This is a genomic window from Stenotrophomonas sp. CFBP8980, assembly GCF_034046095.1.
Lineage (GTDB): Bacteria > Pseudomonadota > Gammaproteobacteria > Xanthomonadales > Xanthomonadaceae > Stenotrophomonas > Stenotrophomonas lacuserhaii.
Map to the genome: position 1 here is coordinate 223,428 of NZ_JAXCXF010000001.1, position 22,726 is coordinate 246,153.

A 22,726-nucleotide genomic window follows, 5' to 3' on the forward strand; every position below is an offset into this window, starting at 1 on the left:
AGCGCCGGCAGGTCATTCCGGCGGCGGCTCGATCTCGTAGCCACGGGCGCGCAACGCACCCAGGTAGTCCTCCGGGCCCAGCAGCAGGCTGACCGGTACCGTGGAGAACGTGCTGGCGTGCTGGGCCAGCGCCTTGTCGGCCAGGCCCATCCACTGCGTGCGCGCCTGCTGCGGCAAGTCGTTCCAACCGCGGCTGCGCGCGAAAGCCGAATCCTGCACCACGTCCCGGCAGGTGCGCGCCATGGACATCACGGCCAGCCGGCGCAGGGCCCGGATATCCCCCGATGCCCATGCGTTGGCACGCTCGCGCAGCACCGGGGCTTGGAATTCCACGGTATCCAATGTGCGTTCGAAGCAGGCACGGTCGTCCACCTCGGTACCCTGCAATTCCTTCAGGGCGCCCCGCGCATCGGCAATGGGAAGCTTCACCCGCGCCTCTTCCGGCTGCAGCTTGTTGGCCTTGTAGGCACGTTCAAGGGCTTCGGTCACCTGCCCGCTGTCGCGCAGGCCCTGGCGCTTGAGGAAGGCCATGTACAACTCGCCCGAAGCGATCATCGGGCGCTTCTTCTCCACCCCGCCATCGCGGCCAAGATAGGTGGCCTTCAGGCCCAGCCAGCGCGCGTAGGTTTCCGGCGCCACGATCTGCTGCAGGGTGCGCCCCTGCGGATCCTTGGCGGTTTTCATCGCCAGCGGCAGCAGGGTAAGGCCGCGCAGCAGGCCGAGCTTGACGTCCGGTGTCCAGCCAGGCGGACCGAGCACGTGGTCGGAGGTGGCAATGACCTGCTGCACCTGGTCCGAACGCCAGGTCACGCCGGCCGGCAACGGCGCCACCGTACCCAGCAGCCACAGCACGTGACCCTGCGCGTTGCTCACCTTCCACAGCCCCGGGCCGGGCTGCTCGCCGGTGACCTGGACGGCCGCCATGTCGACCACCGGTCCTTCTGCCGTCACGGCCTGCGCGGCGACGGCGAGAGGTGCCAGCAGCAGCGCGGCAAGGGTGATGCCGCAGCTGATCCCCTGCCGGTTACGTCGGTGCTGCATGGCCAATCCCCTGAATGATCGCGCACTGTATCCAGTGCTGCTTCCTGCTGTGTAAAACGTTCGTTGGCGCGGGATGGCGCTGGAACCGCGGGCGGCCGGGCGCTACTGGAGGGCATTCGCCTGCATATCGGGCTGCGGGCCCCGCGCCCCGTCAGTCGGCCACTTCCCGTCGGCTACGTCCTGCGGTCAAACCGCGAAAGGGCCTTGAAGCCTTGTCCAGTGCGCTCAGTCGGCCTTGTAGGCGCAGCGGCATCATCGACCGCGCCGCCGGGGCAATGCGGCGTACACCCTTCTACTCCGTTGCAATCGGGGCAAACGTTGTCCATGCAGGGTTCTTCGCCCACCCCTCGGAACAGGGCGGCAACAGCCAGCACCGCTGCTCTCACCGTTCTGACGATGACGGCCGTGAAAGTCAACAAGGCAGCGAACAGCAAACTGAAGACAGCCAGCGCGATGCCGAAGGACAGGATGCCGCCGATGATGCTCATGCCCTGACCGTATCACTGCGATACGCCCGCATCTGGCGTGGGTCCGTTCCCGTTATTCCACCAACCCCGATCGTTCGCACACCCGGTGTCGGCTGTCGGGACGGGGGAATGACGGCAACGTCGGCCATCGCGTCGCCTACGCAGGCGGGGATGCTGCATTCTGGCTGCCCATGAAAGCCAGGCAACTAAGGCCGAGGTTGATCAGGTCAACGGAATCCGCCCCTTCCATATCGGAATCGATATCGGAAACGGTAAGTGCAGGGGCGGAGATGCGCAGCAGAAACGTGCGACTTACGACAACATCAAAATGCGTGTCGCCGGCGACCACAAGCCGCTGTGCAACTGTGCCAGAAGCGATCCAAAACGTAGCGAAACATTGCATTTACGACCACGCCACTCGGCGTAACGCTTTGATTCTGGTGACCCCGGCCCGATTCGAACGGGCGACCTTCCCCTTAGGAGGGGGACGCTCTATCCAGCTGAGCTACGGGGCCAGATCGAGGGTGTGAAGGATACAGCCTGAGCGCACGCAGGACTACCTCGTAAGGTCTGCGGTCAGCTGGGCGGTGCACCTGCGCCGTATTCTGTCCCACCCCACCCGGTGCCTCCCCCTGCATGCCGTCCACGTGGCACCTCCTTTCAATCCTGGGCGACAGCCGTTTACTCGTACCGGCAGCGCTGGTCCTGATTGTCATGGGCTGGCATCGCGCCAGCCGCTGGCACCTTCGATGGGCGGTGACGCTCTGCGTGATCGGCGCCATGGTATTGGCCTCCAAGCTGGCCTTCCTCGGTTGGGGCATCGGCTCGGCGCGCCTGGACTTCACCGGCATCAGCGGCCACGCGGCCGTGTCTGCTTCCATCTGGCCCGTGCTGCTCGCGCTGTGCATGCCAAGGCGTGGCGCGTACTGGGTCGCAGTGGCCGGCTTGCTGCTGGCAGCGGCCATTGCTTACTCGCGCTTGCCGTTGAACGCGCATTCCTGGTCGGAAGTGGCGAGCGGATGGCTGCTGGGCGCGATCGGCTCGGCATGGACCTTGCGGCGACTTGACGCAACCGCCCCCGCATCGCCCAGATGGGTTGCCGCCGCGCTCATCGCAGGCGCGTTCATGCCGGCCGCCTTTCCTCAGGCGACCACGCACGAGGCCGTAGTGCATCTGGCCACCGCACTGTCAGGCGCGAAGAAGGCCTACGTACGAAGCGCGTTGCATGAGAAGTCCGTCACATTGCAACGTAAAATGCTGACGCCATAGGCCTTTCATGTCGTGTTTACCTTGACAGCCATCCCGCATGCCCTGACCATAGGGGTGTTCAAATCCCCCCAGACGGAGTAGGAGACCCCGTTTTATGAAGAAGATCTTTGCAGTACTGGCCCTCGTCGGCCTGTCTTCCCCCGTCCTGGCTCAGGATGCACAGGTTGAGCAGTCCTCGACCACCACCAGCGCGGAAGTTGCAGGCGCAGAAGCAACGGGTTATTCGACCGTTGCCATCGCCAGCACCGCTGTGGCGGCTGTTGCGACCGCAGCCGTTCTCTACAGCATTGGCGGCGACAGCTCCAGCGGTGAAAATGACGCAGGCGGTGGCGGCGGCGGTGGTGGCGGCGACGGCGGTGGTGGTACCGGCGGTACCGGCGGTACGGGTGGCACCGGCGGTACGGGTGGCACCGGCGGTACCGGTGGCACTGGCGGCTGATCACCAGCCCGCTTGAATCCCAGCCCTCGCCGGGCAATGCTTGGCGAGGGTTTTTTTTGCCTGCTGGAAATCAGATAGATTCATGAAAACCAAGCTCTCCTGCCTTGCTGTCGCCCTTGTCGCGTCTGCCACCCTTTCCGGCTGCCTGTTGGCGCCTGGCCAGCATCTGCGGCAGGGCGATGTCTCGCGCTCCACGCAGAGCGACGATGGTCGCCTCGAAATGGCCACGATCACCCCCAAGCTGATCGCTATGGACCGGGCAACGCAGGCCGGGCAGGTGCTGCCCGCAGAGCTTTTCGACTACCAGCCGCAGGAATACCAAGTCGGCATCGGCGACGTACTGTATGTGACGGTGTGGGACCATCCGGAATTGACGGTGCCTGCCGGCTCGCAGCAGCAAGGCAACCTGGCCGGCCGGCTGGTGCAGAGCGACGGTTCGATGTTCTACCCCTACATCGGCAAGATCACCGCACAGGGCAGGACGCCGGTCCAGCTGCGTGAAGAGATCACCCAAAGGCTCGCCAAGTACATTGAATCCCCGCAGGTCGACGTCTCCGTGCTGACCTACGGCAGCCAGCGGGTATGGATCACCGGTGCAGCCGAGCGCTCCACGCCGCTGTCGCTGGGTACGTCTCCGTTGACACTCTCCGACGCGATCAGCCAAGGCGGTTTGAATGCCAGCCAGGCCGACCTGTCCGGCGTGCGCCTCAGTCGTGCCGGGGTGACCTATACGATCAATCTGGAGACGCTGGCAAACCAATACGGCGGGCGCCAGCTGTACCTGAAGGACGGCGACTCGATCTTCGTGCCGTACCTGGACCGCAAGGAAATCTTCGTCGTTGGCGAAGTTAACCTGCCCGGCGCCTACAGTTTCCGTACAGGCGATGTATCGCTGAACCAGGCGCTGGGGCGTGCCCGCGGCATCACGCAGGCCACCGCCAGCGGCAATTCGGTATACGTCATCCGTGGTGCGAAGGACCTGATCGCCGAGCCGTCGATGGTCTACCAGCTCGAAGCACGCTCGCCGACCGCCTTTGCCGTGGCCAGCCAGTTCATGCTGCAGCCCGGTGATGTCGTCTTCGTCGGTGCCGCAGGCGTGACGCGCTGGAACCGCTTCGTCAACCAGTTGCTGCCGTTCACCAGCATTCTGTACAACGCAGCACGTACGGAAAGCGAAATCGGAAACAACTGACATGGCGCACGACGAGACCCCTGCTGCCACCTCTTCCATGGAGTGGCACAGGGCCGGGCTGCTTGCGGCTGGATCCATCCTGGCACTGGGGCTGGCCGCCTGTACATCGGCCAGCCGCTCCACCAGCGATTCGTTCCGGCTGCTTTTCAACCGTGACGTTGAAGCCACACCCGCGCAGGTCGCCGCCAACCGCTATCCGCAGATCCAGCTGCGCGCCCCGGACATGAGCGCGGTCATGGTGCTCGGCTATGTCGATGATGGGCAGCAGGTCTGGTACGCAGGAAGGGAAGCGGTATTCCAGCTGGATCGCGATGGCCTGGTCACAGGAACGTCGGGTAACGGAAGGCGGATAAGCAACCGCATCGTCGGCGATTCGCCGTTCCACGACCTGGCGAAGGTCACCACGCCGGTGAAGGTGCAGCGCCAGTACGACGCCATCCCCGCCTACGCGGTGTCGGTGCCGGTCACCGGGACGCTGACCCGCCACGGCACGGACAAAGTGGACATCCTCGGCAGGCAGATGCAACTGGTGCGTTTCGAAGAACAGCTGCAAGGCGGGGGCATTGGTGCCACCAACCTGTACTGGGCGGATGCAACGACCGGTTTCATCTGGAAGAGCCGCCAGCACCTCGCGCCCGGCTACGCGGTGGAACTCACCCAGCTCAAACCCTACCGCACGGCGCAGGACTGAATGATGATGTTTCGCAGTGCGGCGACGCTGATACTCCTGGCCTGCTCTTCCTCGCTGTGGGCCGCATTACCGGACTCCGGTGTGTCCGAAGTCAGCGTGCAGGGCGCGGTCGAGGTGCCCGGTGCCGTCCAGGTGCAGGCGGGTGGACGCATCTCCGATGTGCTCAACGCAGTGCGCCCCAGCGCCGCGGCCTACCTGCTCGGCAGCAGCCTGCAGCGCGAACAGGAAAGGCAGGACCAGCTGCGCCAGCGCGCCGGCCTGCTGCATACGCTGAGTCAGTTGCCGCAGCATGAAAACCTTGATGTACGGGCAGCAGGCGAACTACTGCAGGAGTGGCTGGAAGCACATCCGGCAACCGGCCGCGTGCGGTTGGTGCTGGATCGTCGCCTGATGCAGGTGCAGCCGCACAACAATCCCGTCGCCGGGCAGGGGGACAGCATCATCATCCCGCTGCGCCCGCAGACCGTGCACGTCGTCGGCGCCGTGATCCAGCCCTGCACGCTGCCCCACCAGCCGCTGCAGGACGCAAAGGCGTATCTGGCGCACTGCCCTGTTTCCGATGCCGCAGATCCGGACACGCTGTACGTGGTGCAGCCGGACGGGCTGGTGCAGGCCTTGGGCATCGCGGCGTGGAACCGTGCCGATCCGCAGCCAGTGGCCGCCGGCGGGACGATCTACGTGCCGGTACGCGAGTCGGCGATGAAGCACATCGACACCTCCTTCAACGAAGACTTTGCTTCGTTCATCGCCACGCAACCTGTCGATCCTTGATGACCGTTTCCGCAAAACCCCTGCCCGCCCGTGGCCCCGCCACCCTCGCCGTGAGCCTGCTGGCGATGTGCCTGTCCACCGCGCTTCACGCGCAGCAGGCACCACCGGTCACCGCAAGCGAATGGGGCGGCAGCGGGTTGCTGCAGACCCCCACCGCGCGCATGAACACCGCGGGCGACATTGCCTTCACCGCGTCGCACAACTCCCCCTACAGCCGCTACAACGTCACGTTGCAGCCGTTCAGCTGGCTCGAAGGAACGTTCCGCTACATCAACGTGTCCAATATCCGTTATGGTCCGAACATTGCCGGCGACCAGAACTACAAGGACAAGTCGATCGATTTCAAGCTGCGTCTGTGGCAGGAATCGCGCTGGATGCCCGACGTATCGTTCGGCGTGCGCGACATCGGCGGCACCGGCTTCTTCTCCAGTGAATACCTCGTGGCCAGCAAGAACTTCGGCCCCGTCGACGCCTCGCTGGGCCTGGCGACCGGTTACCTGGGCAACCGTGGCGACTTCTCCAACCCGCTGGGCATCATCGATGACCGGTTCAAAGACCGTCGTCCGATCGCCACCAGCGCCATTGCCCAGGCCGGCAAGTTCGGCGTCAGCAACATGTTCCGCGGCCCGGTTGGCATCTTTGGTGGTCTTACCTACCAGACGCCTTGGGATGCCTTGCTGGTGAAAGTGGAATACGACGGCAACGACTACAAGCGGGAACCGCGCAACAACAACCTGACCCAGCGCACGCCGATCAATGTCGGCCTCGTCTACGTTCCCAACCGCAATGTGGAACTGACGGCGGCGTGGGAGCGCGGCGACGCGGCGATGTTCTCGCTTACGCTGCGCGGCAATCCCGGCGGCGCCTCCCCGGCGCCCAAGCCGTTTGATCCACCGCCGATCAAGCCGAGCGCAGCTGCCGCGCAGCGCGCCGAGGCCGCTCAGCAGGCCCCTGCCCTCGCGTTGGGCGCCGACAGGCCTGAAACCGGCGCTTCCGGTGGGGTGGAGCCCGACTGGGCCACCGTTTCATCGCAGCTCCGCGACAACGCCGGCTTCCGCGTGGACCAGATTTCCCGCCGAGGCGGCGAACTGTTCGTCGACGGCTACCAGGTGCGCTACTTCAGCCCGGCCAAGGGCCTCGGTCGGGCAGGCCGGATCCTGTCCAGTACGACGGGCGACGATTACGATTGGTACACCCTGCGCACCACCCGACTGGGCATGCCGATCGTGGACATGTCGGTCAAGCGTGATGCGCTGCTGGGCAACCTGGACGGCACGGTCGAGGACGATGTCCTGCGGCGCAGTACCGATCTGCAGGCACCTGCCGAAGTGGACCGCGAGGTGCTCTACCGCGCCCCGCACAGCCCGTACGGCGGCGGCTTCAGCCTGGGTTACCGGCAGAATCTCGGCGGCCCGGACGGCTTCATCCTGTACCAGGTCGCGGCCAACTACTCGGGCAGCTTCTTCTTCCGCCCGGACATGTGGCTGACCGGGACGGTGAGCGCGGACCTGTTGAACAACTACGACAAGTTCAAGTACAACGCGCCCAGCCGGCTGCCGCGCGTGCGTACCGACCTTCGCCGTTACATGGTCGACAATGATCTCACCCTGCCCAACCTGCAGCTCAACGTCACCCATCGTTTCGGTCGCGATGTCTACGGCATGGCGTACGCCGGCTACCTGGAATGGATGTATGCCGGCGTAGGCGGTGAACTGCTGTATCGCCCGATGGACCAGCCCTGGGCCGTCGGTGTCAACATCAACCGCGTGCAGCAGCGCGACTTCGACCAGCATTGGGGCCTGCGTGATTACCGCATGACCACCGGCCATGCCACGCTGTACTACGCCTTTGATGCGCGCGAACGCATCGTCGGCTCGATGTCGGTGGGCCGCTACCTGGCCGGCGACTACGGCGCCACGGTGAACATCGCACGCGTGTTCGACAACGGCGTGACCATGGGCGCGTACGCGACCAAGACCGATGTGTCGGCCGCGGACTTCGGCGAAGGCAGCTTCGATAAGGGACTCTATTTCAGCATCCCGTTCGACAACATCCTGCCCCGCTCCACCCGCGCGCGTGCGGCGATCAACTGGAACCCGCTGATCCGCGACGGTGGCGCGATGCTGTCGCGCAAATACTCGCTGTACAACGTGACCGGCGAGCGCGACGAGCGCTTCTTCTATGACAACCTGAAGTCGATCACCGACTGACCGGCGACGTGCCGACCAGGGTCGGCACTGCCGCGGCACGCCCCCGCGCTACAGGTACTTGACCCAGCTCTGCACGCCTTCGGCCATCAGCTTGTACACATGCTCGAAGGCTGCGCGCTGCTGGCGATACGGATCGGGAATTTCACGGTCCTGCTGCCACTTGCCCAGCAGGAAGGTCTTTCCCGAGGCTTCCGGTGCGATCTCGGTGATGCGGCGGACGTGCTTGCGCTCCATCGTCAATACCAGATCGGCCTGCCCGAGGATGCTGCCACTGATCTGCCGGCCTCGATGGCTGCTGCCATCCAACCCGTGCTCGAGCAGCAATGCCTGTGCGGTGGGGTCGACGCCGTGGTCGAGCAGCGCCCCCAGCCCCGCAGAAGACACCTCGATGCCCTTGCCAGCCACCAGGTCGCGCAGCATGACCTCCGCCGAAGGGCTGCGGCAGATGTTTCCCACGCACACGAAAAGAATATTCTTGAACACAAACGGTTCCTGTCGCCATCAGCGCACAGGGTAGCGCAGCGACAGGCCGGGATGCATCAACCAGCCGGCCTAGTAAGCCGACTTCTGCCCCAACACCTTGAACGCCGTCAACGCGATGATGCGCACGTCCAGCGTCGGACTCCATCGACGGATGTAGTCGATGTCGTACTGCACGCGCTTCTTCATCGAGCGCAGCTCCGGCGTTTCGCCACGCAACCCATGCACCTGGGCCCAGCCGGTAATGCCCGGCTTGACGTAATGACGGTGCATGTATCGCCCGATCAGCTTTTCATAGTGGTCGTTGTGCTGGATCGCGTGCGGGCGCGGCCCGACCACCGACATGCTGCCGCCGAGCACGTTGAAGAACTGCGGAAGCTCATCCAGGCTGCTGCGGCGCAGGAAGGAACCGAAGCGGGTAATGCGCGGATCGTGACGGGTCGCCTGCGTGATGGTATCCGGGGTTTCGGCATGCACGCGCATGGAGCGGAATTTCAGCATCCAGAATTCCTTTCCGCCGAGCCCATGCCGGCGCTGGCGGAACAGGACCGGGCCCGGCGAACTCAGCTTCACGCCGGCCGCCAGCACGGCGAACACCGGGGCCAGCAACACCACCGCGATGCCAGCCACCAGCAGGTCCTCGATCCGCTTCACCAACCTGAAATGCTGGTCCGGCAAACCCTGCCGCACACCGATCATCGGCACGTTGCCGACCAGATGGACACCCGGGTTGAGCGTGCCGTAGCCACTGATGTCCGGAATGATGCGGACCGGCACCGGAAAGCGCTCGATCTTCTTCAGCATGTCCTTGATCTGCGGGCCGCTGCCCATCTGCAGCGACACCCATACCTGGTCAAACTCGCCGCGATGCAGGTCCATGTACTGCGGCAGGTCTTCAATCCCCCCCAGCAAGCGCGGAACGTCGGCGCGGCGGCGGGTTGGAATATCGCCGGGGCTGGAGAAGTAACCAATGACTTCCTTGCCCATTTCCGGTTTGCCCCGCAGCAGTCGATGCAGCTTCAGCGACGGCGCGCGCAGGCCTACGAGTAGTACGCGCTCGCGATCCAGTCCGCGTGCCCGCAGGCGATGCAACTGCACCCGCAGTCCGACGCGCGTGGTGGTCATCGCCGCCAGCCCCATCGCGTACCAGCCGACCAACCACGTTGTGGGCACCGAGTCGGTCATGTCCACCAGCACGGCATACATGGAGAAAAGACCGAAGACCGCGGTCCAGGCCAGCAGCAGGAACCATAGGTCGGCCAGCAGGCCGCGGGCACGCCACTGGCGATACATCGGCGCCACGGAGAAACACACCATCGTGCTCAGCAGGACCGCGCCGAAGACCACGCGCTGTGAAGTGGAAGGTGCCGCGAAACCGAAGCGGACAAGGTGGGAGACCACCGCTGCCCCCGGAATGACCAGTAGATCAGCGAGCCGGAGAACCAGCTCCAGTGCAGCGCGCGCCTCGACCCGGCGCGGCTGCGGATGCGCTGGCGCCAAACCCTCTACGGATCCATGTAGCACGTCGGTCTTTCCTTCTTCGGCGTCTGCCCGCACAACTTACTCCAGCGCACCGGCCTCCCCTGCCAGCACAGTTACGTTTGATGATCGCTTTGGGCGTCAATAAGTGACGTAAATGTACCAGACTTGGCGTGTACCAGATCGCAGCAGATTGGTGAACTGAGTCACATCTATCATCGAAACGACCATCTTGGCGCCAGATAATTGACACGCATCACTACAAGGTGACGCGGCACGTCACGTGCCGCCTGTTGAATCGCGTCGTTCGCGAACCGCGCCCTGCTAGCATGGGCGGCTCGCACGTGGAGGCCCTGGCGTGGCCCGCAACTTCGATAGGCAACCATGAAAAACGTCCTGATCTGCGGCGGCGCAGGCTACATCGGCAGCCATATGGCCCACTGGCTCAGCGACCACGGCCACAATCTGACCGTGCTCGACAATCTCTCGACCGGCCATGCCCACGCCGTACATTGGGGCGAGTTCATCCACGCAGATCTGCTCGACCCCGCCGCACTGGATCAGGCATTGAAGGGACGCCGTTTCGATGCCGTAATGCATTTCTGCGCACGTTCGCTGGTCGGCGAGTCGGTCCGACAGCCCAACGCTTACTACCGCAACAATGTCACCGGCACCATCAACCTGCTTGAGGCGATGCAGCGGCATGACGTCCAACGCATCGTGTTTTCTTCCACCGCAGCTATTTTCGGCAACCCGGTGAGCGAGGTGATCGACGAAGATCACCCCAAGGCCCCCATCAACCCATACGGCGCCAGCAAGCTGATGGCCGAGCGGATTCTTGCCGATGCTGCCACCGCCTACGGCCTGCGCTCGGTGTCGCTGCGCTACTTCAACGCCGCCGGCGCCCTGCCCGATCAGGGCATCGGCGAAGCGCACCTGTGCGAGACCCACCTGATACCGAATGTGCTGAAGGCCGCGCTGGGCGATGGGCCGGCGCTGAAAGTATTCGGCGACGATTACCCGACACCCGATGGCACCTGTGTGCGTGATTACGTGCATGTGCAGGACCTTGCCCAGGCGCATGCGCTGGCCCTCGGGTTCATGGAAGCCAATGACGGGGCGCATGCCTTCAACCTGGGCAGTGGCCGAGGCTTCTCTGTGCGCGAAGTCATCGCGACTGCGGCCGAGGTATCCGGCAAGCCGGTACCGTTCGAAGTGGCGCCGCGCCGGGACGGCGACCCGGCCAGCCTGGTCGCATCCAGTGAGAAGGCGCGGGCGCAACTGGGTTGGGTACCGCGCTGGACCGAGCTGGAGCCGATCATTGAAAGCGCGTGGCGCTGGCACCGCGATCAGCCGGACTGGTCGAAGCACGACCACACCGGGTAGCGCCGAGCCACGCTCGGCGAGCGCAGCGGAAAAAGGACCGCCAACGGCAACAGCGTGACGACCAACGGTCGTCACCCACCGGGCCCGGGCCCCACCAGCGCCCGCCCCCACCAGTCCTGCGCCCCGACGGCCCCCGCCGAGCATGGCTCGGCGCTACCGGTGACCCCCACCCCCACCGCAGCGCACCATGCCCTCGCCGGGCCCTCTGCTACCATCTCCGGCTCAGTGCGCCGCTGCCCGCAGGGCCCGCGGCCACCCCAATACAACGCGAAAAGAGGGAGTCTGCATGTCTGCCAAGCTGCTCAAGGCCTTGGGCCTGGATGCGATCAACGCCGGTACCTACCTGGGCAACGGCGAGTGGTCCACCGCCACCGGCGGCGAGCTGATCACCCCGGTCAACCCGACCACCGGTGAAGCCATCGCCCAGGTCCGCGCCACCACCGCCGACGAATACGAAACCGTGATCGCGCGGGCGCAGGAAGCTTTCAAGATCTGGCGCACCACCCCGGCCCCGCGCCGTGGCGAAGCAGTGCGCCTGTGCGGCGAAGCCCTGCGCGCCAACAAAGATGCGCTGGGTTCGCTGGTCGCCCTGGAAATGGGCAAGAGCAAGCCGGAAGGCGACGGCGAAGTGCAGGAGATGATCGACATCGCCGACTTCGCCGTGGGCCAGAGCCGCATGCTGTACGGCTACACCATGCATTCTGAGCGCCCGGGCCACCGGATGTACGAGCAGTACCAGCCGCTGGGCCTGGTCGGCATCATCAGCGCGTTCAACTTCCCGGTCGCGGTATGGGCATGGAACGCGTTCCTGGCCACCGTCTGCGGCGACATCTGCCTGTGGAAGCCGTCCAACAAGACCCCGCTGACCGCGATCGCCTCCATGCGCATCTGCAATGAAGCGCTGCGCGAAGCCGGCTTCCCGGACCTGTTCTTCCTGATCAACGACGCCGGCACCGCGCTGTCGGAAAAGATGGTGGCCGACAAGCGCGTGCCGCTGATCAGCTTCACCGGTTCGACCCAGGTCGGCCGCACCGTCGCTGAGAAGGTCGCCCACCGCCTGGGCCGCTGCCTGCTGGAGCTGGGTGGCAACAACGCGATCATCCTGGACGAGACCGCCGACCTGAAGCTGGCGATCCCGGGCATCGTGTTCGGTGCGGTCGGCACCGCCGGCCAGCGCTGCACCACCACCCGCCGGCTGATCGTGCACGAATCCATCCATGACGACGTGCTGGCCACGCTGGTCAAGGCGTACAAGCAGGTAGAAGGCAAGATCGGCGATCCGACCGACCCGGCCAACCTGATGGGCCCGCTCAACAGCGACGGCGCCGTGCAGCAGTTCCTGGCCTCCATCGAAAAGGCCAAGGCCAGCGGCGGCACCGTGCAGACCGGCGGTACCCGCATCGACCGCGCCGGCAACTTCGTGCTGCCGGCCATCGTCACCGGCCTGAAGAACAGCGATGAAGTCGTGCAGCACGAAACCTTCGCCCCGATCCTGTACGTGATGAAGTACAGCACCCTGGACGAAGCCATCGAAATGCAGAACGGCGTGCCGCAGGGCCTGTCCTCGTCGATCTTCACCACCAACCTGAAGGTGGCCGAGCGCTTCCTGTCCGCGGCCGGCAGTGACTGCGGCATCGCCAACGTCAACATCGGCACCTCGGGCGCGGAAATCGGTGGCGCTTTCGGTGGCGAGAAGGACACCGGTGGTGGTCGTGAATCCGGTTCGGATGCCTGGAAGGTCTACATGCGCCGCCAGACCAACACCATCAACTATTCGGATTCGCTGCCGCTGGCCCAGGGCATCAAGTTCGACCTGTGATGGATACGCGCAGCGTGGTCCTGGTAGCGCCGAGCCTCGCTCGGCGTGGACCGCCATGAACGCCTCACGCAATCCCGCCGAGCATGGCTCGGCGCTACCGGGCCGCCGCGTACTGGTGGCCGGTGGCAGCAAGGGCATCGGACGCTGCATCGCGCTGGCCTTCGCCGGCGCAGGCGCATCGGTGTCGGTCTGCGCGCGCGGCCAGCGGGGCTTGGATGATCTGGCACGCGATGCCCTGGACCAGGGCACGCCGTTGCACACCCACGCCGCCGATCTCTCCAATCTGGAGCAGATCGGTGGGTGGCTGCAGCACGCCGCCGAAGCCCTCGGCGGCATCGACGTATTGGTCAACAACGCGACCGGCTATGGCATGGCCGACGACGAAGACGGCTGGGCCGCCAGCCTGCAGATCGACCTGATGGCAGCGGTGCGGGCCTCGCGGCTGGCCCTGCCCTGGCTGCGCGCATCCACTGATGCCTGCATCCTCAACCTGTCCTCGATCGCCGCCCAGCAACCGCGCCCCGGCGCTGCGCCGTACGCGGCGGCCAAGGCCGCGCTATCGCATTACACGACCAGCCAGGCGCTGGCGCTGGCGCCGCACCGGATCCGGGTCAACGCCATTGCGCCGGGCTCGATCGAATTCGAAGATGGCCTGTGGGATCGCCGCCGCGTGGACGATCCGGACCTCTACCACGGCACCCTGTCGAAGATTCCGTTCGGCCGCTTCGGCCGGCCCGAAGAGATCGCCCATGCCGCGCTTTTCCTGTGCTCGCCGCTGGCGGGTTGGATCACCGGTCACGTGCTCAATGTCGATGGTGGGCAGGTATTGATGGGCTAATGGAGGCACAACCTCTATCATGACCGGGTCTTTAGGGAGGACCCGCATGAGCGTGCCTAGCCGTCATACCAGTGGACTGGCCGTCGCCAGCCTGGTCCTGGGGATCTGCAGCTGGACCGTGCTGCCCTTCGTCGCCAGCCTCGGGGCGATCATCACCGGGCACATGGCCCGCGCCGAGATCCGCCGCCGCCCGCACGAGCTCGATGGCGACGGATTGGCCATAGGCGGCCTGATCCTGGGCTGGCTGATGGTGCTGGGCGCGGTGCTGGCCATCGGCGCCTTCCTCGCCTTCTTCGGCGGCCTGGCCTGGCTGGCCCACGTTTCATCATGAGGTGGGCATGAGCACTCCGGAATCCGCCTCGCGCTTCTCCAACCGCGTCGAAGACTACGTGCGCTTCCGCCCCGGTTACCCGCCCGCCCTGCTGCGGTGGCTGCACGACGAACAGGGCGTGCCGCGCGAGGCGCTGGTGGCCGACATCGGTGCCGGCACCGGCATTTCCAGCCAGATCCTGCTGGCCGCTGGCCATCCGCTGATCGCGGTGGAACCCAACGCGGCCATGCGTGCGGCGGCCGAACAGTGGCTGGGCGCGGAATACCCCCGCTTCCGCGCCGCCGACGGCACCGCCGAGGCGACCGGCCTGGCCGATGCCAGCATCGGCCTGGTCAGCGCCGCGCAGGCCTTCCACTGGTTCGATACGGACGCCGTGCGCGGCGAGTGGAAACGCATCCTGGCCCCGGGCGGACGGGTGCTGGTGTTCTGGAATTCGCGCCTGCTGGACGCCTCTCCGTTCCTGCGCGGCTACGAACAGCTGCTGCTGGAATTCGGCACCGACTACAGCGCCGTGGCCGAGCGTTACCAGACCGACGAACAGATGCGCCAGTGGTTCGCCGGCGGCCTGCAGGCCATCGGCTATTTCCCCAACGTGCAGATGCTGGACTTCGATGCCCTGAAGGGCCGCCTGCTGTCCTCTTCATACGCCCCCACCGCCGGCCAGCCGAAGCATGACGCCATGCTGGCGGCGCTGCGCACGCTGTTCGACCAGCATGCCGTCAACGGCAACGTCGCTTTTGAATACCAAACCCGTGCCTTCCTCGGCACGCTGGACTGATCTGCCCATGTACTCGCTTGCACGCCCCTTCCTGTTCTCCCTCGATGCCGAACGCGCCCACGGCCTGGGCCTGGCCGCACTGGATACGGCCTATCGCTTCGGCACCACGCCGCTGGTGGCGCCGCGCATCGCGCCGTTGCCCACGCCAGCATTCGGCTTGACCTTCCCCAACCCGGTCGGCCTGGCCGCGGGACTGGACAAGAACGGCGCGCATATCGATGCCCTGTTCGCACTGGGCTTCGGCTCGGTGGAGATCGGCACCATCACCCCGCGCCCGCAGGCGGGCAATCCGAAGCCGCGCCTGTTCCGGCTGCCGGACCACGGCGCCATCATCAACCGAATGGGCTTCAACAATGCCGGGGTCGATGCGCTGGTGCGCAATGTCGAAGCAGCGCGTGACCGCCGTGGCCTGCTCGGCATCAACATCGGCAAGAACAAAGACACCCCCAACGAGCAGGCGCTGGACGATTACCTCGCCTGCCTGGACAAGGTGTACCCGCTGGCAGACTACATCACCGTCAACATCTCTTCGCCCAATACCGCCGGCCTGCGCGAACTGCAGGAAGAAAACGCACTGCGCCAGCTGATCGCCGGCCTGCGCGAGCGCCAGGAACAACTGGCCAGCATGCACGGCAAGCGCGTGCCGATGCTGGTCAAGGTGGCGCCGGACCTCAACGAACGCGATATCGATGCCGCAGCGCGCGTGCTCGCCGAGCTGCAGGTGGACGGGGTGATCGCCACCAACACCACCATCGATCGCAGCGCCATTGCAGGCGACGCGCTGGCCAACGAAGCCGGCGGTCTGTCCGGCGCACCGCTGCTGGACCAGTCCACGCTGGTGCTGCGCCGTCTGCGCGCGCGGCTGCCGGAAAGCATGCCGCTGGTCGGCGTGGGCGGCATCAGCTCCGGTGCCGACGCAGTGGCCAAGATGGCCGCTGGTGCCGCACTGGTGCAGCTTTACAGCGGCCTGGTGTTCCGTGGCCCGTCGCTGGTGTCCGACTGCGTGGAGGCGATCCGTCGCCGCCGCGAAGCGCCCAGTCGCGGCGCGGTGGGAGGCCTGTGATGGCGAACACCGGCTGGACCCTCACCGAAAACGCCTCGTTGCTGGCGCTCAACACCTTCCACGTGCAGGCGCAGGCCGCGCAGCTGCTGGAAATCCAGGACTCCGCCACCCTGCCCGATGCCCTGGCCTTGCCGGCCGTGGCCGAAGGCCCGTTGCTGGTGCTGGGCAGCGGCAGCAACGTGCTGCTGGCCGGCGACGTAGAGGGCACCGTGCTGGTGTTTGCCAACCAGGGGATCGACATCCTGGAACACCGTGCCGACTACACCGTGGTGCACGCCGCGGCCGGGGTGAACTGGCACAAGCTGGTGCTGTGGTCACTGCAGCACGGCCTGTCCGGACTGGAAAACCTGGCGCTCATTCCCGGCACCGTGGGGGCATCGCCGATACAGAACATCGGTGCCTACGGCGTGCAGGTCGGTGAGTTCATCCAGGCCGTCGAAGCCTGGGATCGCCAGGTCGGCGAATGGGTGCGGCTGGACAATGAACAGTGCGCCTTCGGCTACCGCGACAGCGTGTTCAAACAGCAGCCGGACCGTTACCTGATCACGGCCGTGGAGCTGCGCCTGCCGTTGCTGCACGAACTGCGCATGGACTACGCCGGCATCGCCGAAGAACTGCAGGCGCAGGGTGTTGAAACGCCAAGCGCGGTGGACGTGGCCAACGCGGTGATCGCGATACGCAGCCGCAAGCTGCCTGATCCGGAGGTACTGGGCAATGCAGGCAGCTTCTTCAAGAATCCGATCCTCGGCGTAGACCAGGTCGAGGTACTGCTGCAGTCCTTCCCGGAGCTGCCGGTGTATCCGGCAGAGCGCGAGGACCAGCGCAAGGTATCGGCCGCCTGGATGATCGAACACTGTGGCTGGAAAGGCTTTCGCGACGGCGATGCCGGTGTGGCACCCAGCCACGCGCTGGTGCTGGTGAACCACGGCAGCGCCAGCGGCGCCGAGCTTCTGGCACTGGCCAGGCGCATCTCCGCCTCCGTGCTGGAAACCTTCGCGGTAGCGATTGAACCGGAACCGCGGCTGATCGGCGCGCAGTGGTGACTCCCACCCTGTCAAATACCGGCGCGCCGCCGATGCGCGCGGCCTGGTTGATGCTGGGAAGTACGCTGTCATTCGGCTTCATGGCCCTTGCCATCCGCTACGCCACCGCCTACGTGCCGACCCAGGAAGTGGCCTTCTTCCGCAATGCGTTCGGCCTGGTGGCACTGCTGCCGATGTTGCTGCGCCCGGGCCGTGCCCCGCTGAAGACCCAGCAGTTGCCGCGCTATTTCCTGCGCAGCGCGATCGGCCTGGCCTCGATGCTGTGCGCCTTCTGGGCGCTGGGCCATCTGCCGATGGCGCAGGCCGTCTCCCTGTCCTACTCAACACCGCTGTTCGTCACCATCGCGGCGGTGCTGTGGCTGGGTGAGACGGTGCGCGTGCGGCGCTGGGCCGCGGTGATCATCGGCTTCATCGGCGTGCTGGTGATCGTGCGGCCGGGCACCGGCAGCTTCAGCGCCGGCAGCCTGGTGGCGGTGGCCGCGGCCGTGCTGAGCTCGGTGGTCGCCATCCAGATCAAGCAGCTCACCCGTGTGGACAGCGCCGATACGGTGGTGTTCTACACCTATGTGTTCTGGGTGCCGCTGTCGCTGATACCGGCACTGTTCGTCTGGCAGTGGCCCACCGGCATCGCGTGGGTGTGGCTGGCCTTGACCGGCGTCATGGGCACGCTGGGGCAATTGCTGTGGACCCGCGCGTTGCGACTTGGAGAAGTCTCCGCCCTGACCCCGATCAGCTTCATGCAATTGCCGCTGGTCAGCATGATGGCCTGGCTGCTGTTCGGCGAAGCCCTGGATCGCTGGACGGTCATCGGTGCGCTGATCATCCTCGGTTCCAACGCCTACATCGCGCACCGGGAAGCCGTACTGGCGCGCCGCGCAAAAAGCGAGGCCGCCAGCGCGGCAGCCAAACCGGGCGAATAGGCCCCCGCCGCGAGCGATGGGATCAACCTGCGCCGGCCTGCCATAACGTATCCTCCTGCAGCAGCCGGGCCCGCTCGGATTCCAACAGGCCATTCAGGCGCCGCAGCGCGTCGCGGCGTACGGCAACCGGGTGCACCGCCGCCTGCGGCCCCAGCAGCAGCTGCTGGGTTTCCACGAGGTGCCGCAGCACGCGCTGGTGGCGGTAGGCCTCGTTGCATATCCGCGATGCGGCACCGCCCGCAGGGGCTTGACCCGATACCGACGCATGTCGGGCAAGCGCATCGTGCAGCGCTTCGGCACGCGCGTGCATGGTGGCGATGTGCTGGCGGTTGCTCAGCCACATGTCGACGAACGCCTGTCCCGGGATATCCGTTGCCGTCGGCAGGCCGGCCGGCTGCGCGAGCCAGCTGCCTACCCGTTCCAGCGCGCGTCCGTCGGCGCACTCCCACGCGTGCGGTCTGCAGGAGTGGGCCGGTTCAACCCGATCCGGTTGCGGTGGCGTTGCACCGCCCGGCCCGTCCTGCGCGGCATGCACTTCCCTCAACATCCAATGCCGACCCCAGCGGGTCGCGCCCGGGGGCCATGCGTGGCCAGCCTGACGGCGCGCGGGCGCTGCCTCCAGCCGCCACTGTCGTCCTGCGACATCGACGACGTCGAACCTCGCCGTCACGTCTTCACTCCCGCTGGACTGTCGCCGTACGCTCGCTGCGACGACGCCGAACGCGCGGGCCAACATCTCCGTTGCGTGGACGATCGGCACCTGGTTCATGAGGAATCCGCCATAGGACTGGTCTGAATCCGCACTATCCCAGAAGCGGGAAAACGGGATGTAGAAACAGCCCTCGGGCGACATCGTGGGTCGCTCCCGACCCGATGGACCGGCTCACCGACGAGCCATTTACGACATACACGGCTCAGGATCGTCGCGAGGTGCGGGCTATGGCCCGACTTCAACCGCACGCTGCACGACCGAGCCCGCGCAGAATGCGGTGTCGGCGGCAGCCGGGCTACCAGAAATCGCTTGCACGCACGCGTGGACATCCGGCGCAATCTGGCGCGTTCAGCCAGCGGTCCGCGCGATCGCCCGCGAGCGTTCTCTCAACAGCCGTTCCCGCAGACCGCCTGCCACTCCCGGCCCCTTGCCTGATCCGCCCTGGGCCGGGACCGCGGCGTACCGCAGCGCGTCGTGTAAGCGCTTCCACTGCCTGTTAGCGTCTGCCCATCCCGTGGGCTTTCCAATGCGCCGAGGAGTGAAAACATGATGCTGCATGCCAGTAACAGGAAGACGATCCGAGCGGTGACGGCGGGCGTGGCACGCCTCCTGTTGCTGCCCACCCTTGCCTGGGCCGGGATCTGCAGCGCGCAGGAACTGGCGCCGCGCAGCCAATGGCAGGCCAGCAGTTCCTCGCAGCAGGTGGCGACGATGGCGATCGGCCACCTGATCGACAACGATCCGAAGACCGTCACTGGCGGCGCCTTCAGCCCAGGACACTGGTTCCAGATCGATGTGGGCCGGCCGGCACTGCTTGGCGGCGTCCGCATCACCTGGGATGTCTCCAATCCGGAGGGCTATACCCTGGAGACCTCGCTGGATGGCAAGCAGTGGGACCTGGCCTACACGATGGGCGACTCGCTGGGCGGCATCGAAACCCTGTTTTTCGCCCCGCGCCGGGCCCGCTACCTGCGCGTGGCGAGCCCTGAGCGCACCTCGGACTGGGGCGTGTCAATTCTTGAAATGGAGCCGCTGGATACCCGCAACAGCGCGCGCGTGGCGGGGCTGGGGGCCGCGTCGTCCGCCGCACTCTGGCAGGGCGGCAGCGCGGTGACGATTCCGAGCGACGACGCCCACGGCCAGCATGTGCTGGCCATCGGCCTGCCCCGCGCACTGGCCACCGCCGGCCTGGTGGTGGACTGGGCCGACAGCGCGCACGGCGCTGCGCGGCTGGAAGTGCAGAACGCAGACGGCAAGTGGACCTTGGTGGCACGCGACCCGCAGGCGGGCAGCCGACAGCAAAGCTGGCTGGCTGGCAACGCCGCGGTGGATGCGCACAGCCTGCGACTGCGGGTGGAGGGCAGCGCGCCATCGGTCCAGCGTATCCGCCTGCTCGGACCGGCTGCGGTGATGACCCCGATGAAGCGTTACCAGGTCGCCGCCAGCGGCGCCCAGCGTGCGCTGGCCCCGGCCTCGCTGCTACTGCAGCAGACCTACTGGACCGCGGTGGGTGTGCACGCAGGCGTGCAGAAATCAATCTTCGACGAGTACGGCAACATCGAGGCTTTCAAGGGGGCTCCGTTGGTGCAACCGATCTGGCGCGCTGACGGCGGCGCCGCCACGGGCGCCGCGGGGCAACGGGTACGCCACGCACTGCGCGATGGCTGGAAGCCGATGCCCTCGGCGTCCTGGCTACCGCAGCCGGGCCTGGAACTGCACAGCGAAGCATTCGCCATTGAACTCGGCGGGCAGCCGGTGACGCTGGTGCGTCATCGCCTGCACAACACCGGCACCACCACGATCAACGGCACGCTGACACTCGCCGTGCGCCCGATGCAGATGAACCCACCGTGGCAGAACGGCGGCCTGTCGCCCATACGCGAGATCGCCGTGGAAGGACGGACAGTGAGCGTGAATGGCCGTCGCCTGCTGCAATCGCTCACCGCAGTGGACGAAGCCGGCGCGGCACCGTTCGGCGCGGATGGCAGCAGCGAAATCAGTGCGGCCATTGCCGGCGGCCAGCTGCCCCACGCGCAGAGCGCGCAGGATGCCGACGGCCTTGCCGCAGCCGCCCTCGCCTACCGCGTTGCGTTGAAGCCCGGTGCATCCCGCTCTGTGGTGGTCGCCTTCCCGCTGGGCACCGCGCCAGCGGCCGCCGATGGCAGCCTGCCGCAGGCGCCGCCGCTGCCGTTCGCCGACGCCTCCAAGGAGCCCGACGCACGCTTCGATGCACTCGCCGCACGGGCGTCCGCTGACTGGCAGGCGCGGCTCGGCCAGGTCGGCCTGCGGCTGCCGGACAATTCGCTGGTGGACATGCTGCGCGCACAGGCCGCCTACATGCTGATCAACCAGACCGGCCCAGCCATGCAGCCCGGCCCGCGCAACTACAACCGCTCCTTCATCCGCGATGGCATGGCCACCTCGGCGGTGCTGCTGCGCATGGGCGAAGCCTCGGTGGCACGCGATTACCTGGCCTGGTACAGCGCGCATGGCGTGTATGCCAACGGCCTGGTCTCGCCGATCCTCAACAACGACGGCAGCGTCAACACCGGCTTCGGCTCGGATATCGAATACGACAGCCAGGGCCAGTACGTCAGCCTGGTCGCCGACGTGGCACGACTGGATGGCGGCCCCGAATCAGTGCGTGCCTACCTGCCCAAGGTAAAGGCCGCGATGCGTTTCCTGCAGGAACTGCGCGAGCGCACGCTGGTGCCGGGCTACATGGCCGGCCACCCTGCGCCGGAGCGTTTTGCCGGCATCCTGGCTCCGTCGATCAGCCACGAAGGCTATCCCGCGCCCACCCACAGCTACTGGGATGACTACTGGGGCATCAAGGGCTGGCACGACGGTGCGTGGTTGGCCGAGTCACTGGGTGACCCGGAAACCGCCGCCTGGGCGCGCGAACAGGGCCGCCTGCTGCACGACGCAGTGGCCGCCTCGATCCACGCCACGATGGCGTGGAAAGGCATCGACTTCATTCCGTCTTCGGCCGACCTGGGCGACGGTGATCCGACCGGTGTTTCGATCGCGCTGGACCCGACCGGCGCGCAGGACGTGCTGCCCGATGCCGCCCTGCGCACAACCTTCGCGCGTTACCTGGATGATGTGCGCAAACGCGCCGAGCCCGGCGCGCTGTATGCCTATACACCGTACGAAATCCGCAACGTGCTGAGCTATGTGCACCTCGGCCAGCCCGAGGCGGCCAACGAACTGCTGATCGGCCTGCTGCACGACCGACGTCCGCTGGAATGGCAGATACTGGCCGAAGTGGTGCACTCGCGGTTGCGCTTCCCGCGCTACCTGGGCGACATGCCGCACACGTGGATTGGTGCCGAATATGGCCGCACCCTGTTCGGGATGCTGATGCGCGAGGACGACGATGCGCTGTCGCTGCTGCCCGGCACGCCGGCTTCGTGGCTTGCCGGCGATGGCCTGTCGGTGGAACGCCTGCCGACCGCCTACGGCACGTTGAAGCTGGACGCGCGGCAGCACGACGGCGTGCTGACGGTGACGCTGGGCGAAGGGCTGCATGCAGGAACCGCCGTGCGGGTGTGGTGGCCCAGCCGCATGCGGCCGCGCGAGGTGCGCGTGGACGGACGCCGCGTGGACGCATTCGATGCCGATGGCGTGTTGCTGCCGCGCGCATTCAAGCAGCTGGAAGCGCGCTGGTAAACTACTGGCCGTGTAGGCACAGACGTTTACGAGCCTGCAGATTGTCGCCGCCGGGCAGCGAGTGCAGCCGCGCGCTGCCCCCGTGCGCGGCTGTGCATGGTCCGACGCAAATCCCGACTTGATGC

At 66.3% G+C, this 22,726-nt stretch carries 20 protein-coding genes and 1 tRNA gene; 15 read left to right on the forward strand and 6 right to left on the reverse strand.

Annotation, left to right across the window (positions count from 1 at the left end; translation table 11 throughout):
* Window positions 1–12: 12 nt before the first annotated feature.
* The 3 genes from SOM47_RS01060 to SOM47_RS01070 all read right to left on the reverse strand — a co-directional run bounded on the left by SOM47_RS01060 (window position 13) and on the right by SOM47_RS01070 (window position 2,023).
* Window positions 13–1,041 carry a TraB/GumN family protein gene (locus tag SOM47_RS01060; RefSeq protein ID WP_320504533.1) on the reverse strand — a complete coding sequence of 343 codons (1,029 nt, stop codon included), beginning with the start codon at window positions 1,039–1,041 and terminating at the stop codon, window positions 13–15.
* A gap of 173 nt (window positions 1,042–1,214) precedes the next feature.
* Window positions 1,215–1,529 carry a hypothetical protein gene (locus SOM47_RS01065; protein WP_320504534.1) on the reverse strand — a complete coding sequence of 105 codons (315 nt, stop codon included), beginning with the start codon at window positions 1,527–1,529 and terminating at the stop codon, window positions 1,215–1,217.
* A 417-nt stretch (window positions 1,530–1,946) separates the two neighbouring features.
* A tRNA-Arg gene (locus SOM47_RS01070) sits at window positions 1,947–2,023 on the reverse strand.
* 121 nt (window positions 2,024–2,144) lie between these two features.
* Here SOM47_RS01070 and SOM47_RS01075 point away from each other — a divergent pair.
* From SOM47_RS01075 to SOM47_RS01100, 6 genes are all read left to right on the forward strand, one after another.
* Window positions 2,145–2,777, forward strand: coding sequence for a phosphatase PAP2 family protein (locus SOM47_RS01075; RefSeq protein ID WP_320504535.1), 633 nt, complete (start codon window positions 2,145–2,147; stop codon window positions 2,775–2,777).
* 94 nt (window positions 2,778–2,871) lie between these two features.
* On the forward strand, window positions 2,872–3,216 hold the full coding sequence (locus SOM47_RS01080; protein WP_320504536.1) for a hypothetical protein: 345 nt from the start codon (window positions 2,872–2,874) through the stop codon (window positions 3,214–3,216).
* Window positions 3,217–3,298: 82 nt separating this feature from the next.
* Entirely contained in the window at window positions 3,299–4,408 is a 1,110-nt protein-coding gene (locus SOM47_RS01085; RefSeq protein ID WP_320504537.1) for a polysaccharide biosynthesis/export family protein, read from the forward strand.
* A gap of 1 nt (window position 4,409) precedes the next feature.
* Entirely contained in the window at window positions 4,410–5,099 is a 690-nt protein-coding gene (locus SOM47_RS01090; protein ID WP_320504538.1) for a YjbF family lipoprotein, read from the forward strand.
* Window positions 5,100–5,102: 3 nt separating this feature from the next.
* Entirely contained in the window at window positions 5,103–5,870 is a 768-nt protein-coding gene (locus tag SOM47_RS01095) for a capsule biosynthesis GfcC family protein (protein WP_320504539.1), read from the forward strand.
* Entirely contained in the window at window positions 5,870–8,080 is a 2,211-nt protein-coding gene (locus SOM47_RS01100; RefSeq protein ID WP_320504540.1) for a YjbH domain-containing protein, read from the forward strand. The genes SOM47_RS01095 and SOM47_RS01100 overlap by 1 nt, the downstream gene beginning before the upstream one ends.
* Window positions 8,081–8,128: 48 nt before the next feature.
* On the opposite strand, the gene SOM47_RS01105 is transcribed toward SOM47_RS01100, so the two are convergent.
* Both SOM47_RS01105 and SOM47_RS01110 read right to left on the reverse strand, forming a co-directional pair.
* Entirely contained in the window at window positions 8,129–8,563 is a 435-nt protein-coding gene (locus SOM47_RS01105) for a low molecular weight protein-tyrosine-phosphatase (protein WP_320504541.1), read from the reverse strand.
* Between the two features lie 69 nt (window positions 8,564–8,632).
* Window positions 8,633–10,060: an undecaprenyl-phosphate glucose phosphotransferase gene (locus SOM47_RS01110; RefSeq protein WP_320504542.1), complete on the reverse strand. Its 1,428-nt coding sequence runs from the start codon at window positions 10,058–10,060 to the stop codon at window positions 8,633–8,635.
* Between the two features lie 363 nt (window positions 10,061–10,423).
* On the opposite strand from SOM47_RS01110, the gene galE reads away from it, so the two are divergent.
* The 8 genes from galE (at window position 10,424) to SOM47_RS01150 (ending at window position 18,217) form a co-directional block, all read left to right on the forward strand.
* A complete protein-coding gene (gene galE, locus SOM47_RS01115; protein ID WP_320504543.1) occupies window positions 10,424–11,425 on the forward strand; it encodes a UDP-glucose 4-epimerase GalE in 1,002 nt (333 codons plus the stop codon).
* A gap of 286 nt (window positions 11,426–11,711) precedes the next feature.
* Window positions 11,712–13,244: an L-piperidine-6-carboxylate dehydrogenase gene (gene amaB / locus SOM47_RS01120; RefSeq protein WP_042612492.1), complete on the forward strand. Its 1,533-nt coding sequence runs from the start codon at window positions 11,712–11,714 to the stop codon at window positions 13,242–13,244.
* Between the two features lie 55 nt (window positions 13,245–13,299).
* On the forward strand, window positions 13,300–14,082 hold the full coding sequence (locus SOM47_RS01125; RefSeq protein ID WP_320504544.1) for an SDR family NAD(P)-dependent oxidoreductase: 783 nt from the start codon (window positions 13,300–13,302) through the stop codon (window positions 14,080–14,082).
* 46 nt (window positions 14,083–14,128) lie between these two features.
* A complete protein-coding gene (locus tag SOM47_RS01130) occupies window positions 14,129–14,413 on the forward strand; it encodes a DUF4190 domain-containing protein (protein ID WP_320504545.1) in 285 nt (94 codons plus the stop codon).
* Between the two features lie 7 nt (window positions 14,414–14,420).
* The gene (locus SOM47_RS01135) at window positions 14,421–15,191 is read left to right on the forward strand and encodes a class I SAM-dependent methyltransferase (RefSeq protein ID WP_320504546.1); all 771 of its coding nucleotides are present in this window, start codon (window positions 14,421–14,423) and stop codon (window positions 15,189–15,191) included.
* Window positions 15,192–15,198: 7 nt separating this feature from the next.
* Window positions 15,199–16,254 carry a quinone-dependent dihydroorotate dehydrogenase gene (locus SOM47_RS01140; protein ID WP_192083733.1) on the forward strand — a complete coding sequence of 352 codons (1,056 nt, stop codon included), beginning with the start codon at window positions 15,199–15,201 and terminating at the stop codon, window positions 16,252–16,254.
* A complete protein-coding gene (gene murB, locus SOM47_RS01145) occupies window positions 16,254–17,297 on the forward strand; it encodes a UDP-N-acetylmuramate dehydrogenase (RefSeq protein ID WP_320504547.1) in 1,044 nt (347 codons plus the stop codon). Before SOM47_RS01140 ends, murB begins: the two co-directional genes overlap by 1 nt.
* Window positions 17,298–17,329: 32 nt before the next feature.
* Window positions 17,330–18,217, forward strand: coding sequence for a DMT family transporter (locus tag SOM47_RS01150; RefSeq protein ID WP_042612608.1), 888 nt, complete (start codon window positions 17,330–17,332; stop codon window positions 18,215–18,217).
* A gap of 22 nt (window positions 18,218–18,239) precedes the next feature.
* Here the strand turns inward: SOM47_RS01150 and SOM47_RS01155 are convergent, their stop codons facing one another.
* On the reverse strand, window positions 18,240–19,070 hold the full coding sequence (locus SOM47_RS01155) for a hypothetical protein (protein WP_320504548.1): 831 nt from the start codon (window positions 19,068–19,070) through the stop codon (window positions 18,240–18,242).
* 456 nt (window positions 19,071–19,526) lie between these two features.
* On the opposite strand from SOM47_RS01155, the gene SOM47_RS01160 reads away from it, so the two are divergent.
* A complete protein-coding gene (locus SOM47_RS01160) occupies window positions 19,527–22,601 on the forward strand; it encodes a discoidin domain-containing protein (RefSeq protein WP_414715742.1) in 3,075 nt (1,024 codons plus the stop codon).
* The last annotated feature ends 125 nt before the right edge of the window (window positions 22,602–22,726 follow it).